A 24,129-nucleotide genomic window follows, 5' to 3' on the forward strand; every position below is an offset into this window, starting at 1 on the left:
GTTTTTAGTTATTACTTTATTATATTTTTTTCATCTTATCGTTCTTAGAAGTATTCACCTTGCTTCTCCCCTCACTTTTATTTCCAATTTCCGCTTATATATAATTTCGTCATAAAAACACTAATACCTTTTAATTATTGGGTTACATTGCTACTTGACCTTTTTCATTTTGCGTATTAAAATATTACACAATTAAATTCGTAAATGTAATGAAGCTATGAAAAGGACATGAATCATTCTTCATTTTCTTATCAGAGAACAGGGCCATTGGCTGGGAGCCTTGAAGAAAAGTGAATGATTTACCACCTTAGAGCTATTATGGGGAAATGACTTAACGTCAGAGTATCTATAATCGGATAATCCGTTATCTTTCTTGAGCATAAAACAGAATGTTCTGTTTTTTGGAATCAGGGTGGAACCACGACCGCACTCGTCCCTATTGTTGGGATAAGTGCGGTCTTTTTTTTATAAAATCAAATAGTTTGGCGTTGAAAAGGACATGAATCATTCATGTATTTCTTTACAGAGAACAGGGTCTTTGGCTGCGAGCCCTGAAGAAAAGTGAATGATTTACCACCTTAGAGCTATTATGGGGAAATGACTTAACGTCAGAGTATCTATAATCGGATAATCCGTTATCTTTTTTGAGCATAAAACAGCTTGTTCTGTTTTATGGAATCAGGGTGGAACCACGACCGCACTCGTCCCTATTGTTGGGATAAGTGCGGTCTTTTTTTTATAAAATCAAATAGTTTGGCGTTGAAAAGGACATGAATCATTCTTCATTTTCTTATCAGAGAACAGGGTCTTTGGCTGCGAGCCCTGAAGAAAAAGGAGTGATTTACCACCTTGGAGCTATTATGGGGAAATGACTTTAAGTCAGAGTATCTATAATCGGATAATCCGTTATCTTTCTTGAGCATAAAACATTTTATTTTTGTTTTATGGAATCAGGGTGGAACCACGACCGTACTCGTCCCTATTGCTGGGATAAGTGCGGTCTTTTTTATATTCAATAAAAATTAGGAGGAATGAAAATGGTTCATCAATTAGAAGCAGAAAAAAGAAATCATCGAAAGTTAGGTCAAGAATTAGAACTTTTCACTTCGATGGAAGAGGCTCCAGGAATGCCTTTCTTCTTGCCAAATGGAATGGTAATTCGCAATGAGCTTGAAATTCTTTGGAGAAAAAAACACCAAAAGGCAGGCTATCAGGAAATTAAAACACCAATCATGATGAAACAGGAACTTTGGGAACAATCCGGTCATTGGGATCACTATCAGGAGAATATGTACTTCTCTAATGTAGATGATCAAAATTATGCGATTAAACCAATGAACTGCCCAGGTGCAATTTTAATTTTTAACAGCAAAAGAAGGAGTTATCGAGAATTACCCATCCGATTTGCAGAGCTTGGATTAGTTCATAGACACGAACTTTCAGGGTCCTTAAATGGACTTTTAAGAGTTCGTTCCTTTACTCAAGATGACGCACATTTATTTGTTCGTGTTGATCAAATTGAATCCGAAATTGATAAAGTTCTTTCACTCATTGATGAGTTCTATTCACACTTTGGTTTTGACTATAAGGTAGAACTCTCCACAAGACCTGAAGAATTCATGGGTTCTGAGGAAATTTGGGATAAAGGAGAACTAGCGTTGGAATCTGTATTACAGAACAAGGGTGTTGATTATCAAGTTAATCCAGGTGATGGAGCTTTTTACGGTCCAAAAATTGACTTTCACATATTAGATTCCCTTGGGAGAAGCTGGCAATGCGGGACTGTTCAATTAGATTTTCAAATGCCTGAAAAGTTTAATTGTGTGTATATCGACAATGATAACAAACTGCAACGCCCAGTAATGATTCATCGAGCTATTTTTGGTTCTGTAGAACGTTTTATGGCAATTCTAATTGAGCATTTTGCTGGAGACTTTCCACTTTGGCTGGCACCAATACAAGCAAAAATTATTCCTATTTCTGATTCACACGCAAATTTCGCAAGTGATGTTAAGTCCCAACTCGAATCAGCAGGATTACGTGTGGAAGTCGATTACAGGGTGGAGAAAATGGGATTAAAAATAAGAGAAGCTGAAAAACAAAAGATTCCTTATATGATTGTGATTGGGGATAAAGAGATGGAACAACAGTCTTTATCATTAAGAAAAAGAAAAGAAGGAAACCTCGGAATGATGAGCATACAAGGAATAATGGAAAAGCTCATTAACGAAATTAACCAAAGTATTTAAATGTTAAAGCCCAAAAAAGATTAAGTTCCTTTTGGGCTTTCTTTAAAATCCCTTTAATCACTATTCTGTCCTACTTCTGTTAGTTCATAGTTTATACATTCGAAATATTCCACCTTGACAAACTGTATATACCCGTTATTTGAAGAAGGATGAAGTATTACTATATAAGTAAAATTCTAGACACGATAATAGTTTATCACTGTCCATGATAAAGTAGTGGTTAGCTGTCCCTCTATCCATTTTTTGTATAAATTAATTGTTTTTACAGACACTATTAAAAACGGTTGAAGGATATGTTAAGAATGACAGATCGTCATAATAATGATAACTTTCCACGCTATGAAAAAATTAAATTGATTCTTAATGAATCGCCCGACTTGAATTGTCGAAAGATGGAAGCAGGTCAAGAGGGGATTCATATTATATACATGAAAAATTTAATTAAACCAGAGATTCTAAATGAATATGTCATAAAATACATAGAAAATCTTCCTAGAAAATTCTTACGTTACACCTATTTAATGAAAAACATACCTATAGAAGAAATAAAGGTAAATATAGGGGAACAAGAGGTAATCTCTTCCCTCTTAGATGGATTTGCTTATATTTATTTCTTAGACGAGAAAAAGGGATTCATTGTGAATTGTGCTAATCCCATTGAACGCTCTATTGAAAAAGCAGAAACAGAATCGTTAGTATATGGACCTAAAATTTCGTTTACAGAATCATTAACTTCTAACGTTAAGATAATAAGACAAAATCTAAAAGATAATAATTTGTGCACGGATGAAATGAAAATCGGGGAACGAGTTCAAAAGCAAGTAAGAATTGTATATATAAAAGATATCGCAAACGATGACACACTTCAGCTACTCAAGGATAGGATTAGTCAGTTAAAAACGGAAAATATAATTGACAGTTCCGTTCTGGCTCAATGCTTAGAAGATAATCATTACTCTTTATTTCCACATTTTATTTTAACAGAGCTTCCCGATCGGTTCATCTATTCGATTTTAAACGGCAGAATTGGAGTTTTAATAGATGGTAGCCCAGTAGGTATAATTGGGCCTGCTAATTTTTTCTCATTTTTCGAATCAACAGAAGATATCTATTTGAGATGGTCTTTAAGTACTTTTATTCGTTTAATCCGAATTATTGCTATGATAGGATCTCTTTTTTTAACAGCCATATATGTGGCTACCATGACTTATCATTTTGAACTTATACCATCTAAATTGTTAATTATCATTGGACAATCACGTTCACAAGTTCCTTTTCCACCCTTATTAGAAGCACTCTTACTAGAAATTTTAATTGAGTTACTTAGAGAAGCTGGGGCTCGTCTACCTTCAAAAGTTGGACAAACAATGGGAATTGTAGGAGGAATTGTTATTGGCCAAGCAACGGTTGAGGCAGGGTTAACTAGCAATATTTTAATTATTATTGTGGCATTTAGTGCATTAGGAGCATTTTCCGCTCCTATTTATGAAATGGGCACTGCTATCAGAATTGCTAGATTTCCAATCATTATTTTAGCGGGTGTTTGGGGATTAAATGGAATCATAGTCGGTATATGTATTCTCATGGTTCACTTGTTAAAATTAACTTCTTTAAATAAACCATATCTTGCACCTCTATATCCGCTAATAATGAAAGACTTGCAATATTTTTTAATACGTCTCCCCCACCATCTTTATATGAGACGACCGTTAGTAAATCGTCCAAAAGACTCCATTCGCCTTAAGAAGCGATTAAAAAATTCTACAGATTTTGATGAATCTTGAGGTGCAGAATGAAATCAAATACACGTATTATTAACGCTTTTATGGTTTTTTTCATCATACACACTTCGCAAATAGGTATGGGGATTCTTGGAGTTCCAAGAATTATATTTCTAGAATCAAAACAAGATGCTTGGATATCCATTTTACTTTCTGGGCTATTTATTAGCTTAATTACATGGCTAATGATAGCTATTCTAAATAAAAATGAAGGTGATACACTATTTGAAATTCATGTTCATATTTTTGGGCGCTTGATTGGTAGTATTTTCAACTTCCTTATTGTCATTTACTTTATTGCCGTATATTATTCCATTACGATTAGTTATGTCGAGGTATCACTAATATGGGGATATGAAGGAGTCTATGAATGGGTCGGGATTTTGGCTTTATTAATGTTAACCATTTATGCTGTATCAGGTGGATTCAGAGTAGTGACCGGTGTATGCTTCTTATCCTTTTTAATGACTATATGGCTATTATTTGTTGTTTACCAACCACTTCAATCCATAAACTTAACTAGGATTTTACCTATAATGACGGCAACACCTTCAGAAATTATGAAAGGAATTTTTAAGAGCAGTTTTACAATGATAGGTTTCGAAACATTGCTTTTTATTTTTCCATATATAAAGGAAAAAAATAAACTTCAACTTTTTAGTCAAATAGCAGTCTGGTTTACGACCATTCTTGTTTTAATAGTAACTGTAGTCTCTATATTATTTTTTAGCGCTAAAGAATTAGAAAAGAATATATGGCCAGTTGTCAGTATGATTAGTACTGTCCGTTTTCCGTTTATTGAACGTTTTGAATTTGTTGCGGTTCCCTTATGGATTTTAGTTATCTTTCCAAACCTATGTATTACTCTATATATTTCTTCCAAGGGTATTAAACAAATTTTTCATATAGAACAAAAATATGGGATATTGATCATCTCTATTGTCATTTTTATCTGCAGTTTTTTTATTACTAAAAGAGTAGATAATAATTATTTATTTGATCAAATTGGCAAAACTGGATTTTTCCTTTGGTTTATCTATCCGATTTTCTTGTATGGAATCACCGTTATAAGATCAAAATTCAATACTCGTACTAGACGGAGTTGAGGAAATGAAAAAAATTCTTATTCTGCTGTGTTCTCTTCTTTGTACTGCATGCATGGCACCTGAAAAAATAATAGAAATGCAAGGGATTTCAACGATTATTGGTTATGACTTGCTTGATGACGATACATACAAAGGCACTATCAGTTTGTTACAATTTGACCGAAAAGAAGAAAAGACCAGTGTAACCCTTTCAGCTGACGGAACGACTAGTAAACAAATCAGACAAAAACTAGAGGAACAGACAAGCCATGACATTACGTATGGTCAATTAAGGACCATACTGTTTAATAAAAATATGGCAGAAACAGTGGGAATTGCTTCTTTTCTGGATACATTGCAACGAGATAGTAGTATCGGTTCATTAATCTTTTTGGCCCTTACTGATAATGCTGAGAAAACGATTAACAATACAAACTATGAAGAATATCCCGAAATGGGATCCTATATCTATCAACTATTGGATAAACACGAAAAGAAAGAAATGTTAGTCAACTCCAACTTACATGACTTTATCACTACACTATATGAAATTGGTATCGATCCTACACTACCCATGATTACAAATGCAAATGGTGATGCACCTTCTATAGGTGGTGTTGCATTATTCAAAGATGATAAAATTGTCGGGTCTATTTCGTTGATAAACACCTTTTACCTAAAACTATTTACAAATAATAATGCTTTTTTAGGTGATATAACTTTAGAGATACCTGCTGTTGAACTAGAGATAAGAGGTATGGCAAAACTCAACCATCCTAAAAGTGATATTTATAAGATCACACTTCATCCGATAAAGTATAAAGGAAACATTGAAATAAAGAACGAAGAATTTGTTAATTTAAATGCAACGATATCCGTTTCAACATTAGAATTTCAACCCTCTATTTCTTTGAAAAACAAAGATTCACTAAACAGTATGGAGCAACTAATTGGTGAAGTCCTAAGCAAAGAATTTGGTTATATACTTGAGGAATTAAAAAATTTAAATACGGATCCCATTGGCATCGGAAGAAAAATAAGAAGTGTTAGAGAATATTCCCATTTGACTGAGGAAGATTTAAGACAAAAATATTCAGCACTAAACATAACGCCAAATATAAAAGTGGAAATTATGCGAACTGGAGCAGTTGATTAACATGTTTTTAGGAACAAAATCGGCAAGTGCAACATAACCACGACCCAAAATTCTGCATCAAGCGATAACAAAACAAAAACTCACAAAGTAAGGATTGATAGATATCTATCAACTTTAAGAGTCACGATTCTTAAGTGACAAGTCATCGAGCAGGTATCAATAAGAAAATTCATCAATAGGAGGGCGCCACAGTTATGCAGCACTCCTATTGATGTTATTCAGAGCTTGCTAGGACACTAAAAAAACGAGATCACTAGCTCACCAAACAATGATGTTTCAATAGTAAAGATAGGTACTTACAAAAAGAAGTACCTATTCCGCCCTAACCATTTGTAATCGATTCTTTTTGTTGGGACAGTGAACCTGACCCCATGTCCCAATCGATTTCGAAGCCAAGGTCTTCGAGCATTTTGTGGTCTGCGGTGCTTTCTTGGCCACTTGTTGTGAGGTAATCACCTACGAAGATGGAGTTTGCTGCAAAGAGGCCTAGTGGTTGTAAGCTTCGTAAGTTTACTTCCCTTCCTCCTGAGATTCGTATTTCCTTCGTTGGATTGATAAAACGCATGAGGCACAGTACCTTCAGACAGTAACGTGGATTAAGCTCGTTAGTCCCCTCCAAAGGTGTTCCATCAATGGCATGCAGGAAATTGACTGGTATGGAGTCTGCATCTAAGGCGCGTAAGCTTGTTGCCATGTCTACCACATCTTGCTTTGTTTCTCTCATTCCCACAATTACTCCAGAACAAGGTGAAATTCCTTGTTCTTTAATAAGTTCCACTGTGTTCACTCGATCTTGATACGTATGTGAGGTTGTAATGCTATCGTGATGATTTTCGGACGTATTGATGTTGTGATTATAGCGATCCACACCTGCTTCTTTTAATTTTTTTGCTTGCTCTTCTTTTAAGATTCCTAGACAGGCGCAAATTTTCAAATCATATTGTTCCTTAATTTCTTTTACTGCTGAAACGACATGGTCTATTTCCCTATTACTAGGTCCACGTCCACTCGCCACGATACAATAAGTCCCAATCTTCAATTGATGAGCTTTTTCCGCTCCTTTCAAAATCTCTTCCTTATCCATCATTCGATATTTTTTAATTGGCGCAGTTGAAATACTAGATTGCGAGCAGTAGCCACAATTTTCCGGACAAAGTCCTGACTTTGTATTGATAATCATATTTAACTTCACTTTATTCCCATAGTAATGATGACGAATGACGTATGCACCCCGTAGCAGCTCTAGTAATTCTTCATCCGGAGAGTGTAAAATATCCAACGCCTCATCATTACTTAATTCATATCCGTCTATTACTTGTAAAGCTAATTCCTTCCATCTACTCATCAGTTTTCCCCATCCTATCTATTTAAACGTTTTTTTCAAACTCGCAAAATACCCCCGACTTACAAACGTCCGCTCAAAGCGATGAGCAAATATCGCTGCTCCAACCGCGAGCGCAATATCTTTTGGTAACGGGACAATCATCCACAACCATGCCAGTGAATACGTAAATCCTTCTGGCGCTTCCGCCCAAAATTTATAAGAAAAATACATCCAGTTTGTTCCGAAAAGGTAATTAATCGACATCCCAAGGAGCGATGCAATGATATATGTATGAAGTCCTCTATTTTTCCCGATGATTAATCCTGTTACATATGCCGTAAAAATAAATGAAACGATAAAACCAAAAGTCGGACTAAATAAATGAGTAAACCCTCCGCTGAATTTTGCAAATACAGGGACACCTACTAAGCCAACAAATGCATACACACACATACTAATTGCACCAAGTCGTTTACCTAAAATGGAACCAGCCAAAATCGCGAAAAAAGTTTGCAATGTGATCGGAACCCCACCAACAACCATAAAAGGTGCAATCGAGGTAATATTTGCGCCGATTGCCATTAACGCAACAAACATTCCTACTAAACTAATATCAACCGTTGATAACTTCCTCTTCAATACCCTTAACCTCCTTTCAACATACAATAAGAATAATGAGAAAACTGATTATATGTCAACCTATTTTTATTTATAGGTTGACACATTTTGCGAAAAAATTGGAGCCTCTTTAGAAGAGACCCCTTAAAGATACTCATTTTCTCCTATTCAATAAAAAACTTTACTTCTTTTTGAAGTAAAGCCCAGTTAATGAAAATATCTAGTTTTTATACACGATTCAGATGATTGTCTTTAAAATCCGTTGGGTATTTTAATCCATATCCAAACATTCTATCCATACCAATATGAGCTGACCATATTAAACCGATTGCTAAAACCGTTTGATTCTCAAATAATACTCCACAGAAAATAACAATTATCACTATGGTGTATGTATGAAAAAGATTATAAACCCTTGCACCAATCTTATTATTAATTAAATAACCAAGCATAGAAATATCAGGAGCTAATAATAAGACAAAAAACAATAGCCAACTAAATTCCCCGTAACCGTAAAAATAAAGACTTAACACTAAGACCGCAAGACCTTCTATATGCAACAGAATTTTATTCAAACAAATCCCCCAAAAATATTATTTAATTAATTTCTTCTTCACTCCATTGAAAATCTCCTGTTATTTTTTAATAACGAATAAACATATGTATCATATGCATCTCCATTTTGATACATATAATCCCTTAGAATGCCTTCTTGTTGAAATCCCACTTTGAGGAGCAAATTAGAAGAAGCTTCATTATCTTTAAAAACTACAGCCCCAATACGGGTAAGACCTAAGTTATCAAAACCATACTCCATCACTTTTAATACAGCTTCCGATACATAACCCTTTCTCCAATGTTCGGGATCAAGTTCATATCCTATTTCTGCTCGTTTGTGTTTTGGTGCCCAAGCATTGAAACCAATCGTTCCAATAATTCCTTGAGTTCCTTTTCTTTCAATTCCCCAACGGATTCCTCTTTTTTCTTTATAGCTATTTGCAAAGAAATCAACAAAAGATTCCGCTTGTTCTATACTGTGTAGAGTCTCTTGACCATAATATCTAGTTACTTTTTCATTAGAAAAACAAGCGAATATGCCCTCAGCATCTTCCTTCGTTATTTCTCTTAAAAGCAACCGATTGGTTTCTAATGTTGGAAACAATTTTTTCTCCTCATCTCTTCATAATCTTATTCAAGTTACTAGCCCGTTTGTTCCATACATATGAAACGATTCATACGTTTACTTTTTCACTATTACTCTTTCTTAATTTAACAATTAGCCACACAACCTGAATAGCCAATGGGATCATAAACGCCATTAATAAAACGATAAATGCCACCAATTTAAGCAACGGGGTTTGCGTAACACCTGCACCATCGACATCTCTGACCCAAACAAAAACGGTCCCTATTACAAAAAGCACAAACCAAAAAATAGTCGCAATCCACCATGCTCCCCAACCTTTTTTCACGTCTTCATTCCTTTCATTTACTTATCTAAATTTTTCAATGACTTAGGTACGTTTTAGAAAAATTAAGGTTTCATTATTATACAGTTATGTCACTTTAAATCTAAAAGACTACATATCCCTTAAGAAAAAAGCTTTACTTCTTCTTGAAGTAAAGCATTTCACTCATTTGGACTATATAATTGGTTATGCCATTGTTTCAGAAAATCCGCAATACTTGTCCTCAACTCTGGAAACTCACCTCTATACATCAGACGGAAATATAACCCTCTCAAGAAAGTTATCATGTTGGACTTTTTCCAGAAAAAATTCAAACTATATCCTTCATTTCTTTTTAATTCTTCAAGAGTATCCGAGACATCTACAATCCAATTTTCTAATTCACTAATTGGAAGACCTTTGTCTATGAGTGCTTCCAAGACAAATAGTAGTCTTTCTTCCTCATCATCCACATAAGGAGTATTAGTTGTAGTCTCTTTAAATAGACATTGTTTAACGGCTGCAAGACAATCAACAAATAAATCATTATTAAAACTTGGATGTCTGACAGCCGCAGCTAATAAATCTGCTCCGTGTGCAATACTATGTGCCCAACCTTTTCCTTCCACATAGCCACGGATATCTTTTTCAAGGTTCAAATACTCCATACTTTCCTCTATTACCTTAATGGTAATGTCCCTCGGAAGAAATGGACTTTGTCTATCCTTTTCTAAGATGAGTGCAATAACCAAAGAGGAAAAAGAACGGGTAAAAACGAAATCACTTTCCTTTTCTTCAATCCCCAAAAACAAATTTTTGCGGCACACTTCGATGATATGTTCCATTTGATTGTCTGTTAAATAATCCTCTATAATCAATTTTCCAAGTGTATTAAAAATCAGTGTATCTCTCAACTCGGGGTCAGTAGAACCTATATGATCCAACATTCGTTCAATTAAATCATTATTTACATTATGTTTTCCTACAGCATTATAATCGATTGCTTTTAGTTCTGATTTTAGCATCCATATCCTCACTTTTTTCTATTTATATCTTTTGAATGAACGTGCACTTTATTTACATATGCTAGTTTACATGATTGCTATTATATTAACATATATGTATCCCTTTTATTATGTTGGCCACAAAACAAGCAGTCCGAAATTAATTGGACTGCTTGTGAAGGTATATTCAACTCTTCTAATCGTTTTTTTGTTAGGCAAACACTAAATCGCCAACCGAAACGCTTTAACGACAATCCCATCGTCTGCAGGGACAAAATCATACTGTGGTAAGCGCTCGAAGCCGTGTTTTGTATAAAGCTGTATTGCCTGCTCCATAAACTCGCCTGTATGTAATCCGATGTATTGGTAATTTTTTGCTTTGGACCGTTTAATGCATTCTGCAATTAAAGCGGAAGCGATGCCTTTTCCACGATTTTCAGGAGTGACGGCAAGCATTCTAATTTCTGGGTAATCTAACTCCTCTACTTGGCCTTCATATGCATCCGTTTTTGCTGGAAACAACACAACACTCCCGACGATTTCCCCTTCCACTTCACACACTATCAATTCCACACCAGGTTGACGATCCGCTTCGGAAGAGATTGCCTGCTTTAGTGCTTCCCAATGTGCATCTGGAATAACTGCAGCATGCTCTACATATGCCGCTACGCGTTGTTCGCGGATAAAATCCAGTTCCTTTATTTTTGCATCACGAATAATCATTTTTGCTGTCCCCTATCCTTTTATTAAAAACTTTTCTTTATGATTGCTCAGCTTTTCGCGATTGTGTTCTGTTAACCATACAGATGTATCAGGTCCTTTCGGAAGTATCATCACTTCCCCTTTTCCAGGATCAATCGTAATCGAGAGGTGGTAATGGCGTTTTATCGAGTCAAAATCAGTCGTTTCACCAAACCCAATTGTTTGATACAAATCACGCGCATAGCCCCATAAGTTCGTAAACTCTCGAATTAAGTTTCGGTTCGTTCGGAATGCCGTATAGTAAGCAGCATCGAAGCGAACCAATGTTGTATATAGACGCACATCGGAATCAGTAATAATATCCCCGAATAAGAAACGACGCGTTGATAAGCGTTCCTCTAATTCATCTAATCTAGCAAACAATGTATCATATGCTAATTCATATGCTTCTTGCGATTGGGCAAATCCACATTTGTACACGCCATTGTTTACATCATGAAAAATCATTTCATTCAATGTATCAATGTCCTCACGCAGATCTTCTGGATATAAGTCTGGTGCATTTTCCTTATGGAATGGAGACCATACTGTTTCGAAATAGTTTGTCAGCTTAAAATAATCATTGTTTACTGCTTTTTTCGTTTCAAGATCGACCATTACTGGAACTGTTGGTCTACCTGCATAGTCCGAATCAGCATTCAAATAAACTTCACTTACATACTGAACACCTAATACAGGATCTACACTATCTTTATCTAAGGAAAATTCCCAATCAACCCGCTCTATTCTTGGCCTTAGGGGACTTACTTTCCCTACACTAATCGTGTTTTCCAATCCCAGAATTTTTCGAACAATAACAGCGCGATGTGCCCACGGACATGCAGCCGACCAAAGCAACCGATAACGTCCTGCCTCAACAGGTAACTCACCAAGATTATTGCCAAACGGAGTTGTAAATCGATTCGTTTGCCGGTTAAACGAACCGTCTGCTTTTATTTCTGCTGGCTTCTCGGATGAATCATTGCTAGATTCATTGGGAATCGCACAGCTAATGGACGAATCTTTTTCTGTCATGTAACTCTCCCCCTTAATACAAAGTAACTCAATCTGTTTAATGTAATTTAGCCATTCTATACAGCATACGTCAAGGGATAATGCTTAAGACATAATATTTTCGCTAAAAAAAATCCCCTGTTAACAGGAGATCATTATGGTGGGATATCCTTTTGTAAAATAAAGCCTAATTTAATTCTTTCCCCATGATCACATATGGCTCTTTCGAATTTCCTGGATAAAAAGGGGCTTTTAATACTTTCCATTGCAAAGATTCATATAGGGAACGTGCGGAAGTGTTATCCATTTGTGTTGTTAATATGGTAGTTTTATTGTTAACGTCTTCTAATAGTTTTGTAATTAGCATTTTTCCATAGCCCTCTTTTCTAAATGACGGATGGACTGCTAATTCCACAAATTCAAAACAATCTTGTAGCCAAAGCTTGTATTCTTCTTCATTCAATTCCTTTGCAAGTAACTCGTGATAAAACTGGCCGGGTAATGAAGTATAGCCATATGCAAAGCCTATAACCCTATCTTCTTCAGTCATAATTATAAAGCCTCGAAAACCCTCATATGTACTATGTTTTAAAATCCGTTCTTTTATGGATAAATCTTCACTCTTCCAAACTTGCATATAAAGTTCGGATACTTGTTGTACTATTTCGTTGCTAGCTAATTCTAGTATTTTTACCATCCTACTCCCTCCAAAACAACGTACTATTTCAATAAGAAGGGTAGCTGCCCTCTAGCTTAATCATAGTTTTTTCGAATTTTAATATGTGATATATTATTGCTATTCTCCACCACAACGTCCAAAATTCCTTCTGGATAAAATGGCCTTTCACTTAATTGAGAAATTGTCCGCCAAACAAGTTTTACATTCGGATTCTCATTATGGATTAAATCATGCTCTATTTTCTCATGAATGGAACACCAATGAATTAACGTGCAGTGATGTTGCTTCCTACCATCATATTGAATAATGCTTTCATTCACACAGGCAAGTTCTCCGATATCAACAGATAGTTCGAATTCCTCTATCAGCTCTCGTTTTATCGCTTCCTCCGCTGTTTCTTCCAATTCAATCGTTCCACCAGGAAGACGATAAAATCTTTCATCTACATCACATTGCACCAGAATTTCTGTCCTATTTTCATTTATGATAATCCCTTCTGCCCTCAGCAAAGGCCTACTCATATAACCAACTCCATTATCGATTTACATGATTATTTCTACCTACTAATGATGAACTCCTGCATCAAAAAAAGATCCACTTGGGAAGTAGATCCGATACCTGCAACTTTTCCATTATCCAAAAAAATTTTTAATAGCTTCATAACGTATTTTATTATTACAATCTTCGCAACAATAAGTTTTAGTCCTATTTTTCTTAGCTAGTTGATAAGATGGTGAACCTTCATATGCTTTATAAGTTTTTTTACAAACATAACAAGTTAACGTAAAATAAAACATTTTCTTATCTTCATCATAAAACATATAAACCTCCAAAGAGTACATTACTTTTTAGTAATTGTGTCTCTTTATTATTTTAGTACAGGCGCACTAAAAATCGAATAAAAAATTCCATTTTGACAAAAATTATCCAAATCTTTTTTTACATACGACCTAAACAAATAAAAAAAGACCGCCGTATTGGCGATCTTATTGTTGTATTAATCCTCCCTAAGTTAAATAAAATGGAGAAACTTATTATGAAGGCTAACGAATTATAAGTTTTTAATTTTTTCCACATCTTCTGGAGTTAATTCGAAATCGAAAATATCTAAATTAGCAGCTTGGTTATCACGGTTGTGTGATTTCGGAATAACGACGATACCACGTTGGATTTGGTATCTTAATAAGACTTGGGAACCAGTTTTGTTATAAACTTTCCCGATTTCATCCAACACTTCTTTTTGGTGAGCTTCCGTTTTCATCGGTCCCCACGCAACAGGTGTAATACCTTCATCTTCTAATACAGCTAGGAGTTCATGGTTAGGTTCTTTTAAGTTAATTTGTATTTGATTCACAGCTGGCTTCACTTTAGCGAATTCTTTCAATTGATCGAGATGATGTTTTTGAAAGTTTGAAACGCCGATTGCTTTTAGTTTACCTGCCTCGTAATATTCTTCAAAAACTTCCCACGTATTTTTTAGTAGCTCTTTGTCTTCAATCGGGGAGTGAATAAGAAGCAAGTCGAGATAGTCTGTTTGAAAGTTTTTCAGACTGTTATCAATTGCTGCACGAGTAGCTTCCTTTGATGAAGTATACTCTTCAGCAGCTGGAACCTTCGTCGTAATGAATAGCTCTTCACGAGGCACATTGCTTTCTGCTAACACTCTTCCGACAAGCGCTTCGTTTCGATACGAAATGGCACCATCTATTGATCGGTATCCTAACTCAAGCGCTGAAACAAGTTCAGGAATATCATTTTTTATAGCACCGTTATATTCATTATTTTCTTTCCCATACGTATTTGTGCCCGTACCTACAATTGGCATTTCCAACCCATTATTCAGTGTTATGTATTCCATTTTTTATCCACTCCCTCTGCTAATTAACTTCCTTACCAAGTACATCATAACAAAATATTGAAATTTTAAAAAATGATAAAGACTATGGGAACAGAAAAAAATTCCAGTTTCTCGTTTTGGAAACTGGAACTATTTTTATTGACTCATCTTAACTTAAAACTCAACCCTAACTGTAGGACCCATTGCTTCTAAATAAATTACATTGTATTCTTCTACATACCCTCCATCGGTACTCATTCCACCTAGATCTAACTCTATCCAAGATAAATCATCGGCTGTATCATATTCTAGGAGTGAAATAATATTGGATACATAATCACTACCTACAATAGTAGCACTACTTTCAAAATTATCTGGTTCTTCCCACATCGTCTCATCTGTTGAATCTGGTACGTATTGAATGATTTCTTGACCTTCACTCGTTACTATTTTAGATATTCCCGGATACGAAATTGGAGAAAGATCCGATGCGGACGGGCGTACATCTTCCGCAACATATGTAATCTCAATACCGTATAAAGGTTTTCCTTCTTCTACCTTTACTTTTGAATATTTATCAATACCAATTTGCGGGTCAATGAATTTAATAATATTCACATTCTTTATTTCTACACGTAGTCCACCGAATTCATGGCTTTCATTTACGTTTACTTGCTTCACCAATTGAATTGTTTGATTCGCATCACGTGAATCGGTAACTTTCCATTGCCCAATATTCGTGAATTCTGCATTCTCTTCAATTTGATGCTCTTCCGGAAGTATCTGTATTTCCTTTTCCTCATTACCTTCCGCCGTCTGTGAATCTATTGATGACGATTCTTCCACTTCTGTTACCTCTTCACCTGAATGTACTTCAGTTGGTTTATTTGCTTCTGCGTCATTTTCATTACTGCATCCAATGATTAAAAGCAGCATAGCAATACCAATGAAAAGCATTATTCCTTTTTTAAGCATATTCTGTTCCCCCTTTGAAGCTATACACTATTAATTTCGGTATAAAATCTCCATTGTTAAGTAGCAATTATTTCCTTTCATAATAACAACTATATACATGGCGGTGACTCTCTATATACCCCGAGCTCAAAAGAAAAAGAGTTGCCTCAGCAACCCCTATATGACCTAATATTCATCCAGATTAACTTGCTATATTCCAATCGATTATTTTCCACCCGATTGCAAATTGATCCCTTGAATGAAGTACTTTTGGAAAAAGAAGAACAACAGTATGACCGGCAATAAGACTAGCAGAGACCCAGCCATCAAGTAGTTCCACTGTGTACTCATTTCACCTTTAAACACCTGAAGTCCAAGCTGCAATGTATACAGATTCTCATCATTCACGTAAAGAAGTGGTCCGAGAAAATCATTCCATGCTCCATTGAAAGAAAAAATCGCAACCGTTGCTAGTGCCGGCTTCGTCAATGAAATACCGATCTTTCGCCAAATATAAAAATGGCTCGCACCTTCTATTCTTGCTGCTTCAATCAATTCATTCGGAATGGTCAAGTAAAACTGCCGTAACAAAAAGATGTTGAATGCACTCCCGAAAAATGCTGGCACTACGAGAGGGTAATATGTATTAAGCCAGCCCAGGTTGGCAAAAACCACATATTGCGGTATAAGCGTGACGAATCCCGGGATCATCATCGTCGAAAGTACGATAGCAAACAGGACGTTACGCCCTCTAAATGGGATTTTCGCGAAACCATATGCTACAAAAGAATTAACAAATACTTGTCCTAACACAACCAAGATAGTGATAGTTAATGTATTCATTGTATACGTGACAAACGGGGCAGCTTCCCACGTTCGGATGTAGTTGTCCCACTTCCATTCTTCCGGGAAGAACGTCGGTGGAAAACTCATCACTTCCTTCATTGTTTTCAATGAAGTTGAAATCATCCACCATAAAGGGGACAGGAATAGAAGACTCCCGAAACAAAGCAGGACGAAGATGCCTACCTTAAACAGCTTTTCCCGATTTTTCATACTGTCGAAGTAAGATATTTTCATCGTTTCGCCTCCCCTTCGTAATGCACCCAACGTGGAGCAAGTTTAAGATTAATCATCGTCAGGATGAAGACGATAATGAATAGAATCCATGACATAGCCATTGCATAGCCCATATCAAACACCTTGAATGCTTTATTCCACATGTAATAGTTATAGAATAGTAAGGAGTTTACAGGCCCTCCAGTTCCGTTCGACATGACATATGCTTCCTGGAAAATTTGAAAGCCGCCAATCAAGCTTGTTACAACATCGAAAAAGATGACAGGAGTAATCATCGGGAGCGTAATATAGCGGAATTGTTGCCACTTCCTCGCCCCATCGATTTGCGCTGCCTCATAGAGAGATTTCGAAACCCCTTGGAGACTCGCCAAGTAAAGGAGCATTCCCCCGCCTACTCCCCAAAGCTTCATGAAAATAAGTGATGGTTTCGTCCATTCCGGATCGAATAGCCAGTTCGGACCTTCGATGCCTAACCACCCTAATACCAAATTGACTAATCCCGTACTCGGATCTAACAGCTGCATCCATAAGAGATATACTCCGACACCAGAAAGCACTGCCGGCAAGTAATAGATCGTTCGAAAAAAACGAAGACCCGGTATGTCCTGATTAAGAAGAACGGAAAGGAAAATAGCTCCAATTGTCGTGAAAGGAACAGAGAACGCCACGTAGTAAAGGGTATTCCAAAGGGATGTCCAAAAGAGTTGGTCATCAAATAGTAATTTCTCGTAATTTTGCGTTCCGACAAAGTCCATCTGAGATGTAATATTGTAATTGGTAAAACTTGCGACTAAAGAAAATAGGAGCGGTCCAGCCGTAAATAGTAGGAAGCCGATGATCCACGGAAGGACGAACACGTAACCTGCAAGCCCTTCCTGTCGCTTATAATTGAACTTTTTCCTTTTCATTTCTCAAACTCCCCTACATATTTCTGGTTGTCTTTTTTGTACTTACCATTAGAGTTTTACGCTTAACTAAGTATAAAGTTAGAGAGCAACACGGCCCTCCGGATATGCCCGGAGGAGTACTACTCTCCTTTTCTTTTACTTATTTTCTTCCACTAACTTCTCAACCGCAGCTTGGGCATCCTTCAAAGCCTGCTCTGGTTTCTTCTTACCTAAGAGGGCATTATCGATTTCTGGATTCAACAAATTCGGAAAATCAGGTGCCAATAGCGGGTATGGAGTAAGCAATGTGTTTTGCATATTATCAACGGCCATCTGGTATACAACCTGATCCTTCTCAGGCATTTCTGAACTTTTCGCCGCCGCTTCTGCTGCTTCCATATTTGCTACATTGTCATAGTTTTTGACAGCCCAGTATTCCTGCGCTTCTTTATCCGTCAAATACTTGATGAACTCCCATGCCTCTTCTGGATGACTGGAGCCTTCGGGAATCTCGGCTACAAAACCGCCGCCCCAGCTCGTGTGTCCGTTGCCTTCCTCTTTTTCAGGAAGCATCGCTACACCGAAATCGAGATCTGGTGCATAATCTCGGATTTGCGTATAGAACGTTGGTGTGTTGATGAACATAGCTAATTTGCCTGTGAAGAACGGGTTTGCTTGTTGACTGTCGATTTGAGACTTTACGGAATTAACAACATTCTCACCATATTGATTTTTCCAGTCCACCAACCAGTTCAATGTTTCAAGGTTAGTCTCTGTATCAATTTGTACTTCACCTTCAGGACTTACAAAGTTTTGACCGCTTCCGTTCAGCATCCAGACGTCATAGCTAATACCGAAAAGCGGATAGAATCCTACTCGTTCATATGTATCGCCATTCTTCTTGTCCAACTTCGCTGCATACTCTTTAAGCTCTTCCCAGGTTGTCGGCGGTTGTTCCGGATCTAAGCCTACTTCTTTAAACGCTTCTTTGTTGTAATAGAGAATTCGTGTATCGGTATTAAATGGAATTCCATATGAATCTCCATCATGTAATGTTGCTTCCCAAAGCCCCGGATAGAAGCGTTCAGAAATATCGTCCTTCTCCAAGAACTGCGATAAGTTCATCGCTTGTTTCTTTTGACCACGGACAGCAGTTGCATTAATGTCATTGATGACGACATCAGGTGGATCTCCCGCTGCTATCGCTGCAAGTTCTTTCGTCCAAATATCTCCCCAAGGTACAAATGTATGCTTAACGACAATATTGTCTTGAGAATTGTTGAAATCATCGACAATTTTCTCAATTACTGGTCGTCTAATTTCCGACCCCCAAAACGTCCAAAAATCAACGACTACCTTGCCCTCTGCATCCACTTCCGTAGTGTTATCAGTCTGGAAGCCGGCACAGCCTGAAAGGATGAGCAAACTAGCCAACAATGAAAATAGCAATCTCTTTTTCAACAATTCATTCTCCTCCTTAAGAAGTTCAATTCAAATATCAATGCATTTCCATATTCCCTCCACTTCTAAAAACAAAACTCTTTTTTCGGTAAATATCGACAAACGAAGAGAAGGTCCTACTAATTTAGTAAGTTATAAACAAAAAGGCCTATTCCTCTACTAAGGAATAGGCATTGGTTCATGAAGTATGCAATTAAGATAACAGTCGTGATAGCGGTACTCTCGACCTTTCCCACCACTTCTTACATTCAAATTGGGTGTGACAACCTGTCTCATGTCCGATATCATTGCTAGTTTGATATATATCGGTCGTGATAACGTGCCTCTCGACCTTTCTCACCACACTATTCATTCAAATTGGGTGTGACAACCTGTCTCATGTCCGATATCATTGCTAGTTTGATATATAACGGTCGTGATAACGTGCCTCTCGTCCTTTCTCACCACACTCTTCATCCAAATTGGGTGTGACAACCTGTCTCATGACCGATATCATTACTAGTTTGATATATATCGGTCGTGATAACGTGCCTCTCGTCCTTTCTCACCACACTCTTCATTCAAATTGACATGTATTTTAATATTGGAAATCCACTTCGTTTACCCAATTGGAATAAGTGCAAGTGTGAGTAAAGATTGCGCCTCTGTTAGCGAAATTGACTAATTATAAGAAAACAAATATTCCAACTATCGCAACTAAGATACCACCAACTCGATTTGCAATTAATGCGAACTCACTTGGTTCCGCATCACGTAGTTTCCAACCAATTTCTAGATACCAAGTAGCATGCGGGAAGATTGCCCCTAATAAACCAATTAAAAATAATACGATGCCTAACAGATATTTAGATGCATTATTACTAGGTATGGTAGCATCTCCATTTATTTCCTCATATTTATCGATAGCCTCTCTTGCCAACATCATCTCTTCACCTGTTAATTCATAAGTGCCACCACCATAACCAGCATCTTCTGATTGTTCATAAAAGTATCTATGACCATTCTCAAATTCAACTTCATATCGGTAACCTTTAGCGCGTTGTTCAAAGAATACCTTCACTATTTCTCCATTCGACACTTCAATTTCTTCTGGAGAGTTTGCAGATGTATTCATTGTGAAGAAAAGGCTTAAAAAAATCATTACAATTAATTGAATGGCAAGCCTCATTGAGTCACATCCTTTAGTGTGTCAAAAGTAAAACTTAATTTAAAAACACCTTCTAATTACAGATCTAATTTACACATTAACTTTATAATTTAGTGTAAGTTCATCTCCTGGTACTCCTCTAATTCCCCAATTATGTTTTGGTGTTTCAAATAAAGTGATTTCAACATCTTGATTAGATATATTTAACTCGTTGTTAATTCGTTCAAATAATAGATTTATTAATTTCTTCTTACTATCTATTGTCCTACCTTCAAAAATACTAATTTCAATGATGATATAAGCCTCTGTTCTATCATTAGGATACATAAAGTCTTCTTTGTTCATCGGAAAGAAGCGATGGAACTTCTTTTCCGCTGGATACTCGAATGCATCCATTACACAAGAATGAATTACCTCTGATAACTCTTGCCTTATTGGGGTTAAACTTTCTTTAAGACCATACACTTTGATTTGTGCCATTCGTAACTCATCCTTTCTATCCTTTTTAGATATTAAATGCCTTTACCAATGTATTATTGTTTTGTTATTTTTTTCTCTCAGCAAAACCCATTCTACACATGGACCAATCAAAACTGGTGTTTTGAATTTTATTGCATAAGTCCCATAGATTATCAATAATTCTTACTTCTACATTTCTATTTATAAGTTCCTTAAATAAGTCATCTATAATAATTTTATTAATCGGAACTTGAGCCTTCTCGCTTACATAATAACCAGCACACCTATCTTGCAAATAAAAATCGGTAGTCTCAAATTCATATAGATATAATGTAGTATTTTTCATCCTGTCAAACCATTTATGTTCAATAGCAATCACATGATTGATTGTTTCTGATGAAAGATACGTCTTTTTATCATACTCAGTGGTGTTTTCATTACAATTGAATGTAACTCTTGGACAATTACGTGGTGTTAAATAATTGGGTAAACATTGTTCATTAATAGCCCACACCAATCCTTTTTGCTGATCTAAATCATTTCTTTTGGGTATTCGTGGTGTAAAAATAGGAATATCATCCTCTTCACTCACATGAAATAACCTCATATTAACCTCCCTCTAAAAGTCAAAGTAAAAATTTTAATATTACGTTCTTTTAATAAATTAATAGCTTCCATCGTATAAGGATATAGATTAAAATCCCTAGGATGAATGAAATGGCCAGTTCCTCCCATTGTTCCATCTCTGTCTATGAATACTGCTTTGATATTATGTTTCATTTAACTAATCCCCTTCCAATGATCCTTTTTAATAGCTCCACCAAGGAGACGGTAAAATTGCACCTAAATCATACTCCTCAAGAATACCAGTCCTATCTTATTTACAATATTTCCTTCGCCTCTCAGCAAAAGCATATACGACATAATCAACTCCTAAAGGTATACTAAACATCTTCTACCTTTCGATGCATAACTCCTTCTTCAATGTAAGATTATTAAGAAATTCATACCCGTAGAAATAAAAAAGATCCCCTTGTGTAAAGTGAACCGGTACCTGTGGATATTCAATTAAAGCACCCGTTAGTTGAAGTAATCTTTTAGACATATTCTAATATCTGTATATCTACTGAATCAAAATAGCCTATTTCTTCACATAGGTCCCAGAGTTTAATCTCCAATGTTTCTTCGTTTACTTTAAATGGTTGTAGTTTTTCTATAGTAGTAAAATAAACTGGATTAAATTTAATGTTTCCATTCATTGTATTTTTTACCTTTAATAAACCTTTAAATTCTAAATCCGTTACTGCTTGTCCTGTTTCTTCATAAAGTTCCCTTATGGCACATTCCTTAGGAGTCTCGTCCCCTTCTCTACGACCAGCGGGTAATTCCCATTGTTTACGCCAAATGTTATAACAAATAAGGTACTTTCCTTCACACTTGAGTACCGCAAATGAACCTGCTAATGGTTGATAACTATTTATTTCCTTCTCTTCTATGCTTATAAAATTAATAAATTCAAAACCATTGTTTTTTATGATATTCAAATATTTCATCCCCTACGATTAGATAGATATTTACTTTTGAAACATCACAATCGCACGCGTTAGTTTAAAAAAGCACCCCTCTATAAAATAACTCTGCAAGTATATAAATAATCGGTGATATCACGAAGAATGTATATACCGTACCAAGTATCATTTGGTTACGCGAATCTCTATTTTCCTTGATGTTTTTTATGAGAGTTACTAAATTTAGAAACCATAAAACAGCTGCTACTATTGGAATAGCAAACAATACGAATAACCCCATTTCCTCCCTCTCCTCCTAAATTATTGTGAAAAATTACATTCTACATCCATTTCCTTCTTCAACTATCCTGCCCCGTTACTTCAACAACTGTTACCTCAATACCAACATAATTTTACGAAAAGAAAATCGGATATTCTGAATGAAAAAGACGATCAATTTTGATCGTCCTCTTTAACTCATGCACCCGAGAGCTTAAGTAATTGTATTTGTTCTCACTAGTGTTGATTTGAATGAAAGTTAGATCAAAAACACCTCACAAATCCGTATTTCATGAGATTCTATGTGAAGTATTGTTCACTTTTTATATAAAAGTTTTATCAATTCTTTTCTTAGTTTCCACAATCGCGCCCTTTAAGCTCCAATAAAATTCTATTTAAGTACTTTATAAAATCGTACTTCTTCACTTACGATCTTAAATCCAACTGATTGGTATAAAATTAATGCATTTTCATTTGTCGCATCGACAGTTAATTTTACTTTTTTCAAACCACGTTCTTTTAAATAGATCATAGCCTTTGTTAATAAGCATTTTGCAATGCCCTGTTTACGCCATTGTTCTCTTACGAATAAATCTTCGATAACTCCAATATCGTTATTGTCTTCATTTTCTTTCCACACCATTACACTGCCTAAAATAATTCCATTTTCTTTTACAATTATGGAAGTCCATAAAGCATTTTCCTTGTATTCTTTAAGTCTTTTTAATCCGAGGGATGCATCTGGCCATATTTCAGCTTCAATCTTAAGGTACATTTCTTCTTCTATAGTTGTTTCCATATTCCAATAGTTCACTTCGAATGTATTACTTTTCATTTCTACATTTGCAATATCTTTCCTTAAATCTGCTTCCATTGAATATTGACTATTTTTATATTTAAAACCTTTTTCTTGTGTGAAAAATAGATTGTTTTCTGTTTCATTTTTAAAATTACCTACGCATAGATTAGTTTTATAATCTGGATTTAACGTTTCTTTTAGTTCTAATGCTCGTTCATACAATTGTTCGTACACTTTATTTAATACTTCTTTATTAACGTCTGGCAAGCTCTTTAAATTAAGGTAAATTGAATGTTTGCTTGTTTTGGGACGTCCTTTTGGTATTACGCTAATAATATTTACTTGGCCCTTTACAACCATAGTATTGTTTTCAAATGCACAAAAGACATTAATCCAATTTTCTTTATCGCCTATCCACCAGAAAACGACTTGTTCCTTGGTAACTTGGTGATAAAAATCTCCTAATAATGGCAAGTCTGATTCCGTAAAATTTCTTATTTCCAAATTACTCATTTGCAAATCCCCAATTCTCTTTTTATTCAATTCCTGGGTTATTATTTGCTTGCAAGCAAGCACCCATCGGACAATTCGTCTTTTATCCACCAATTCAAAGAATTTT

At 35.8% G+C, this 24,129-nt stretch carries 26 protein-coding genes and 3 other annotated features; of the genes, 4 read left to right on the plus strand and 22 right to left on the minus strand.

The annotated features are described in order from the left end of the window. The first annotated feature begins 208 nt into the window (after positions 1-208). Positions 209-441: a binding site (T-box leader), on the plus strand. Between the two features lie 38 nt (positions 442-479). Next, positions 480-712 (plus strand) — a binding site (T-box leader). A gap of 38 nt (positions 713-750) precedes the next feature. Further along, positions 751-984: a binding site (T-box leader), on the plus strand. A gap of 53 nt (positions 985-1,037) precedes the next feature. From thrS to ACFPM4_RS14990, 4 genes are all read left to right on the plus strand, one after another. Next, positions 1,038-2,249 (plus strand): threonine--tRNA ligase, encoded by a 1,212-nt coding sequence (gene thrS / locus ACFPM4_RS14975; protein ID WP_382353343.1) that lies wholly within the window; start codon positions 1,038-1,040, stop codon positions 2,247-2,249. A 302-nt stretch (positions 2,250-2,551) separates the two neighbouring features. After that, positions 2,552-4,033 (plus strand): spore germination protein, encoded by a 1,482-nt coding sequence (locus ACFPM4_RS14980; protein ID WP_382353346.1) that lies wholly within the window; start codon positions 2,552-2,554, stop codon positions 4,031-4,033. An 8-nt stretch (positions 4,034-4,041) separates the two neighbouring features. After that, positions 4,042-5,136, plus strand: coding sequence for a GerAB/ArcD/ProY family transporter (locus ACFPM4_RS14985; RefSeq protein WP_382353349.1), 1,095 nt, complete (start codon positions 4,042-4,044; stop codon positions 5,134-5,136). Between the two features lie 4 nt (positions 5,137-5,140). Further along, positions 5,141-6,271 (plus strand): Ger(x)C family spore germination protein, encoded by a 1,131-nt coding sequence (locus tag ACFPM4_RS14990; protein WP_382353352.1) that lies wholly within the window; start codon positions 5,141-5,143, stop codon positions 6,269-6,271. A 322-nt stretch (positions 6,272-6,593) separates the two neighbouring features. Here ACFPM4_RS14990 and bioB read toward each other — a convergent pair whose 3' ends face one another. The 22 genes from bioB to ACFPM4_RS15100 form a co-directional block, all read right to left on the minus strand. Beyond that, complete coding sequence (gene bioB / locus ACFPM4_RS14995; RefSeq protein ID WP_382353355.1) at positions 6,594-7,616, minus strand: biotin synthase BioB; 1,023 nt, start codon at positions 7,614-7,616, stop codon at positions 6,594-6,596. Between the two features lie 18 nt (positions 7,617-7,634). Continuing rightward, positions 7,635-8,234 carry a biotin transporter BioY gene (locus ACFPM4_RS15000; protein WP_382353358.1) on the minus strand — a complete coding sequence of 200 codons (600 nt, stop codon included), beginning with the start codon at positions 8,232-8,234 and terminating at the stop codon, positions 7,635-7,637. 206 nt (positions 8,235-8,440) lie between these two features. Beyond that, on the minus strand, positions 8,441-8,788 hold the full coding sequence (locus ACFPM4_RS15005) for a DUF4260 domain-containing protein (RefSeq protein WP_382353360.1): 348 nt from the start codon (positions 8,786-8,788) through the stop codon (positions 8,441-8,443). Between the two features lie 38 nt (positions 8,789-8,826). After that, positions 8,827-9,375, minus strand: a complete 549-nt coding sequence (locus tag ACFPM4_RS15010) for a GNAT family N-acetyltransferase (protein ID WP_382353363.1) — start codon at positions 9,373-9,375, stop codon at positions 8,827-8,829. 70 nt (positions 9,376-9,445) lie between these two features. Beyond that, a complete protein-coding gene (locus ACFPM4_RS15015) occupies positions 9,446-9,685 on the minus strand; it encodes a DUF3923 family protein (protein ID WP_382353366.1) in 240 nt (79 codons plus the stop codon). 158 nt (positions 9,686-9,843) lie between these two features. Continuing rightward, on the minus strand, positions 9,844-10,686 hold the full coding sequence (locus tag ACFPM4_RS15020) for a DUF2785 domain-containing protein (protein ID WP_382353369.1): 843 nt from the start codon (positions 10,684-10,686) through the stop codon (positions 9,844-9,846). A gap of 201 nt (positions 10,687-10,887) precedes the next feature. Continuing rightward, positions 10,888-11,388 (minus strand): GNAT family N-acetyltransferase, encoded by a 501-nt coding sequence (locus ACFPM4_RS15025; protein ID WP_382353372.1) that lies wholly within the window; start codon positions 11,386-11,388, stop codon positions 10,888-10,890. A 12-nt stretch (positions 11,389-11,400) separates the two neighbouring features. Beyond that, the gene (locus ACFPM4_RS15030; RefSeq protein WP_382353375.1) at positions 11,401-12,441 is read right to left on the minus strand and encodes a glutathione S-transferase family protein; all 1,041 of its coding nucleotides are present in this window, start codon (positions 12,439-12,441) and stop codon (positions 11,401-11,403) included. 166 nt (positions 12,442-12,607) lie between these two features. Then, positions 12,608-13,117, minus strand: a complete 510-nt coding sequence (locus ACFPM4_RS15035) for a GNAT family N-acetyltransferase (RefSeq protein ID WP_382353378.1) — start codon at positions 13,115-13,117, stop codon at positions 12,608-12,610. 56 nt (positions 13,118-13,173) lie between these two features. Next, the gene (locus ACFPM4_RS15040; protein ID WP_382353381.1) at positions 13,174-13,620 is read right to left on the minus strand and encodes an NUDIX domain-containing protein; all 447 of its coding nucleotides are present in this window, start codon (positions 13,618-13,620) and stop codon (positions 13,174-13,176) included. Between the two features lie 530 nt (positions 13,621-14,150). Continuing rightward, complete coding sequence (locus tag ACFPM4_RS15045; RefSeq protein WP_382353384.1) at positions 14,151-14,957, minus strand: aldo/keto reductase; 807 nt, start codon at positions 14,955-14,957, stop codon at positions 14,151-14,153. 153 nt (positions 14,958-15,110) lie between these two features. Continuing rightward, positions 15,111-15,911, minus strand: coding sequence for a hypothetical protein (locus ACFPM4_RS15050; RefSeq protein WP_382353387.1), 801 nt, complete (start codon positions 15,909-15,911; stop codon positions 15,111-15,113). Positions 15,912-16,115: 204 nt separating this feature from the next. Then, positions 16,116-16,970 (minus strand): carbohydrate ABC transporter permease, encoded by an 855-nt coding sequence (locus tag ACFPM4_RS15055; protein WP_382353390.1) that lies wholly within the window; start codon positions 16,968-16,970, stop codon positions 16,116-16,118. Continuing rightward, a complete protein-coding gene (locus tag ACFPM4_RS15060; protein WP_382353393.1) occupies positions 16,967-17,878 on the minus strand; it encodes a carbohydrate ABC transporter permease in 912 nt (303 codons plus the stop codon). Before ACFPM4_RS15060 ends, ACFPM4_RS15055 begins: the two co-directional genes overlap by 4 nt. Positions 17,879-18,013: 135 nt before the next feature. After that, positions 18,014-19,231, minus strand: a complete 1,218-nt coding sequence (locus tag ACFPM4_RS15065; protein WP_382353396.1) for an ABC transporter substrate-binding protein — start codon at positions 19,229-19,231, stop codon at positions 18,014-18,016. Positions 19,232-19,982: 751 nt separating this feature from the next. After that, a complete protein-coding gene (locus ACFPM4_RS15070; RefSeq protein ID WP_382353399.1) occupies positions 19,983-20,486 on the minus strand; it encodes a DUF6199 family natural product biosynthesis protein in 504 nt (167 codons plus the stop codon). Between the two features lie 69 nt (positions 20,487-20,555). Beyond that, complete coding sequence (locus ACFPM4_RS15075) at positions 20,556-20,945, minus strand: tautomerase family protein (protein ID WP_382353402.1); 390 nt, start codon at positions 20,943-20,945, stop codon at positions 20,556-20,558. Positions 20,946-21,009: 64 nt separating this feature from the next. Continuing rightward, the gene (locus ACFPM4_RS15080; protein ID WP_382353405.1) at positions 21,010-21,531 is read right to left on the minus strand and encodes a DUF6886 family protein; all 522 of its coding nucleotides are present in this window, start codon (positions 21,529-21,531) and stop codon (positions 21,010-21,012) included. Continuing rightward, entirely contained in the window at positions 21,528-21,704 is a 177-nt protein-coding gene (locus ACFPM4_RS15085) for a hypothetical protein (protein ID WP_382353408.1), read from the minus strand. Before ACFPM4_RS15085 ends, ACFPM4_RS15080 begins: the two co-directional genes overlap by 4 nt. 317 nt (positions 21,705-22,021) lie before the next feature. Then, on the minus strand, positions 22,022-22,468 hold the full coding sequence (locus tag ACFPM4_RS15090; RefSeq protein WP_382353411.1) for an NUDIX domain-containing protein: 447 nt from the start codon (positions 22,466-22,468) through the stop codon (positions 22,022-22,024). Between the two features lie 64 nt (positions 22,469-22,532). After that, the gene (locus ACFPM4_RS15095; protein ID WP_382353414.1) at positions 22,533-22,733 is read right to left on the minus strand and encodes a hypothetical protein; all 201 of its coding nucleotides are present in this window, start codon (positions 22,731-22,733) and stop codon (positions 22,533-22,535) included. Between the two features lie 369 nt (positions 22,734-23,102). Continuing rightward, positions 23,103-24,023, minus strand: a complete 921-nt coding sequence (locus ACFPM4_RS15100; RefSeq protein ID WP_382353417.1) for a GNAT family N-acetyltransferase — start codon at positions 24,021-24,023, stop codon at positions 23,103-23,105. Positions 24,024-24,129: the final 106 nt, after the last annotated feature.

It is taken from the genome of Lederbergia graminis (assembly GCF_042655485.1).
Lineage (GTDB): Bacteria > Bacillota > Bacilli > Bacillales > Bacillaceae_C > Lederbergia > Lederbergia graminis.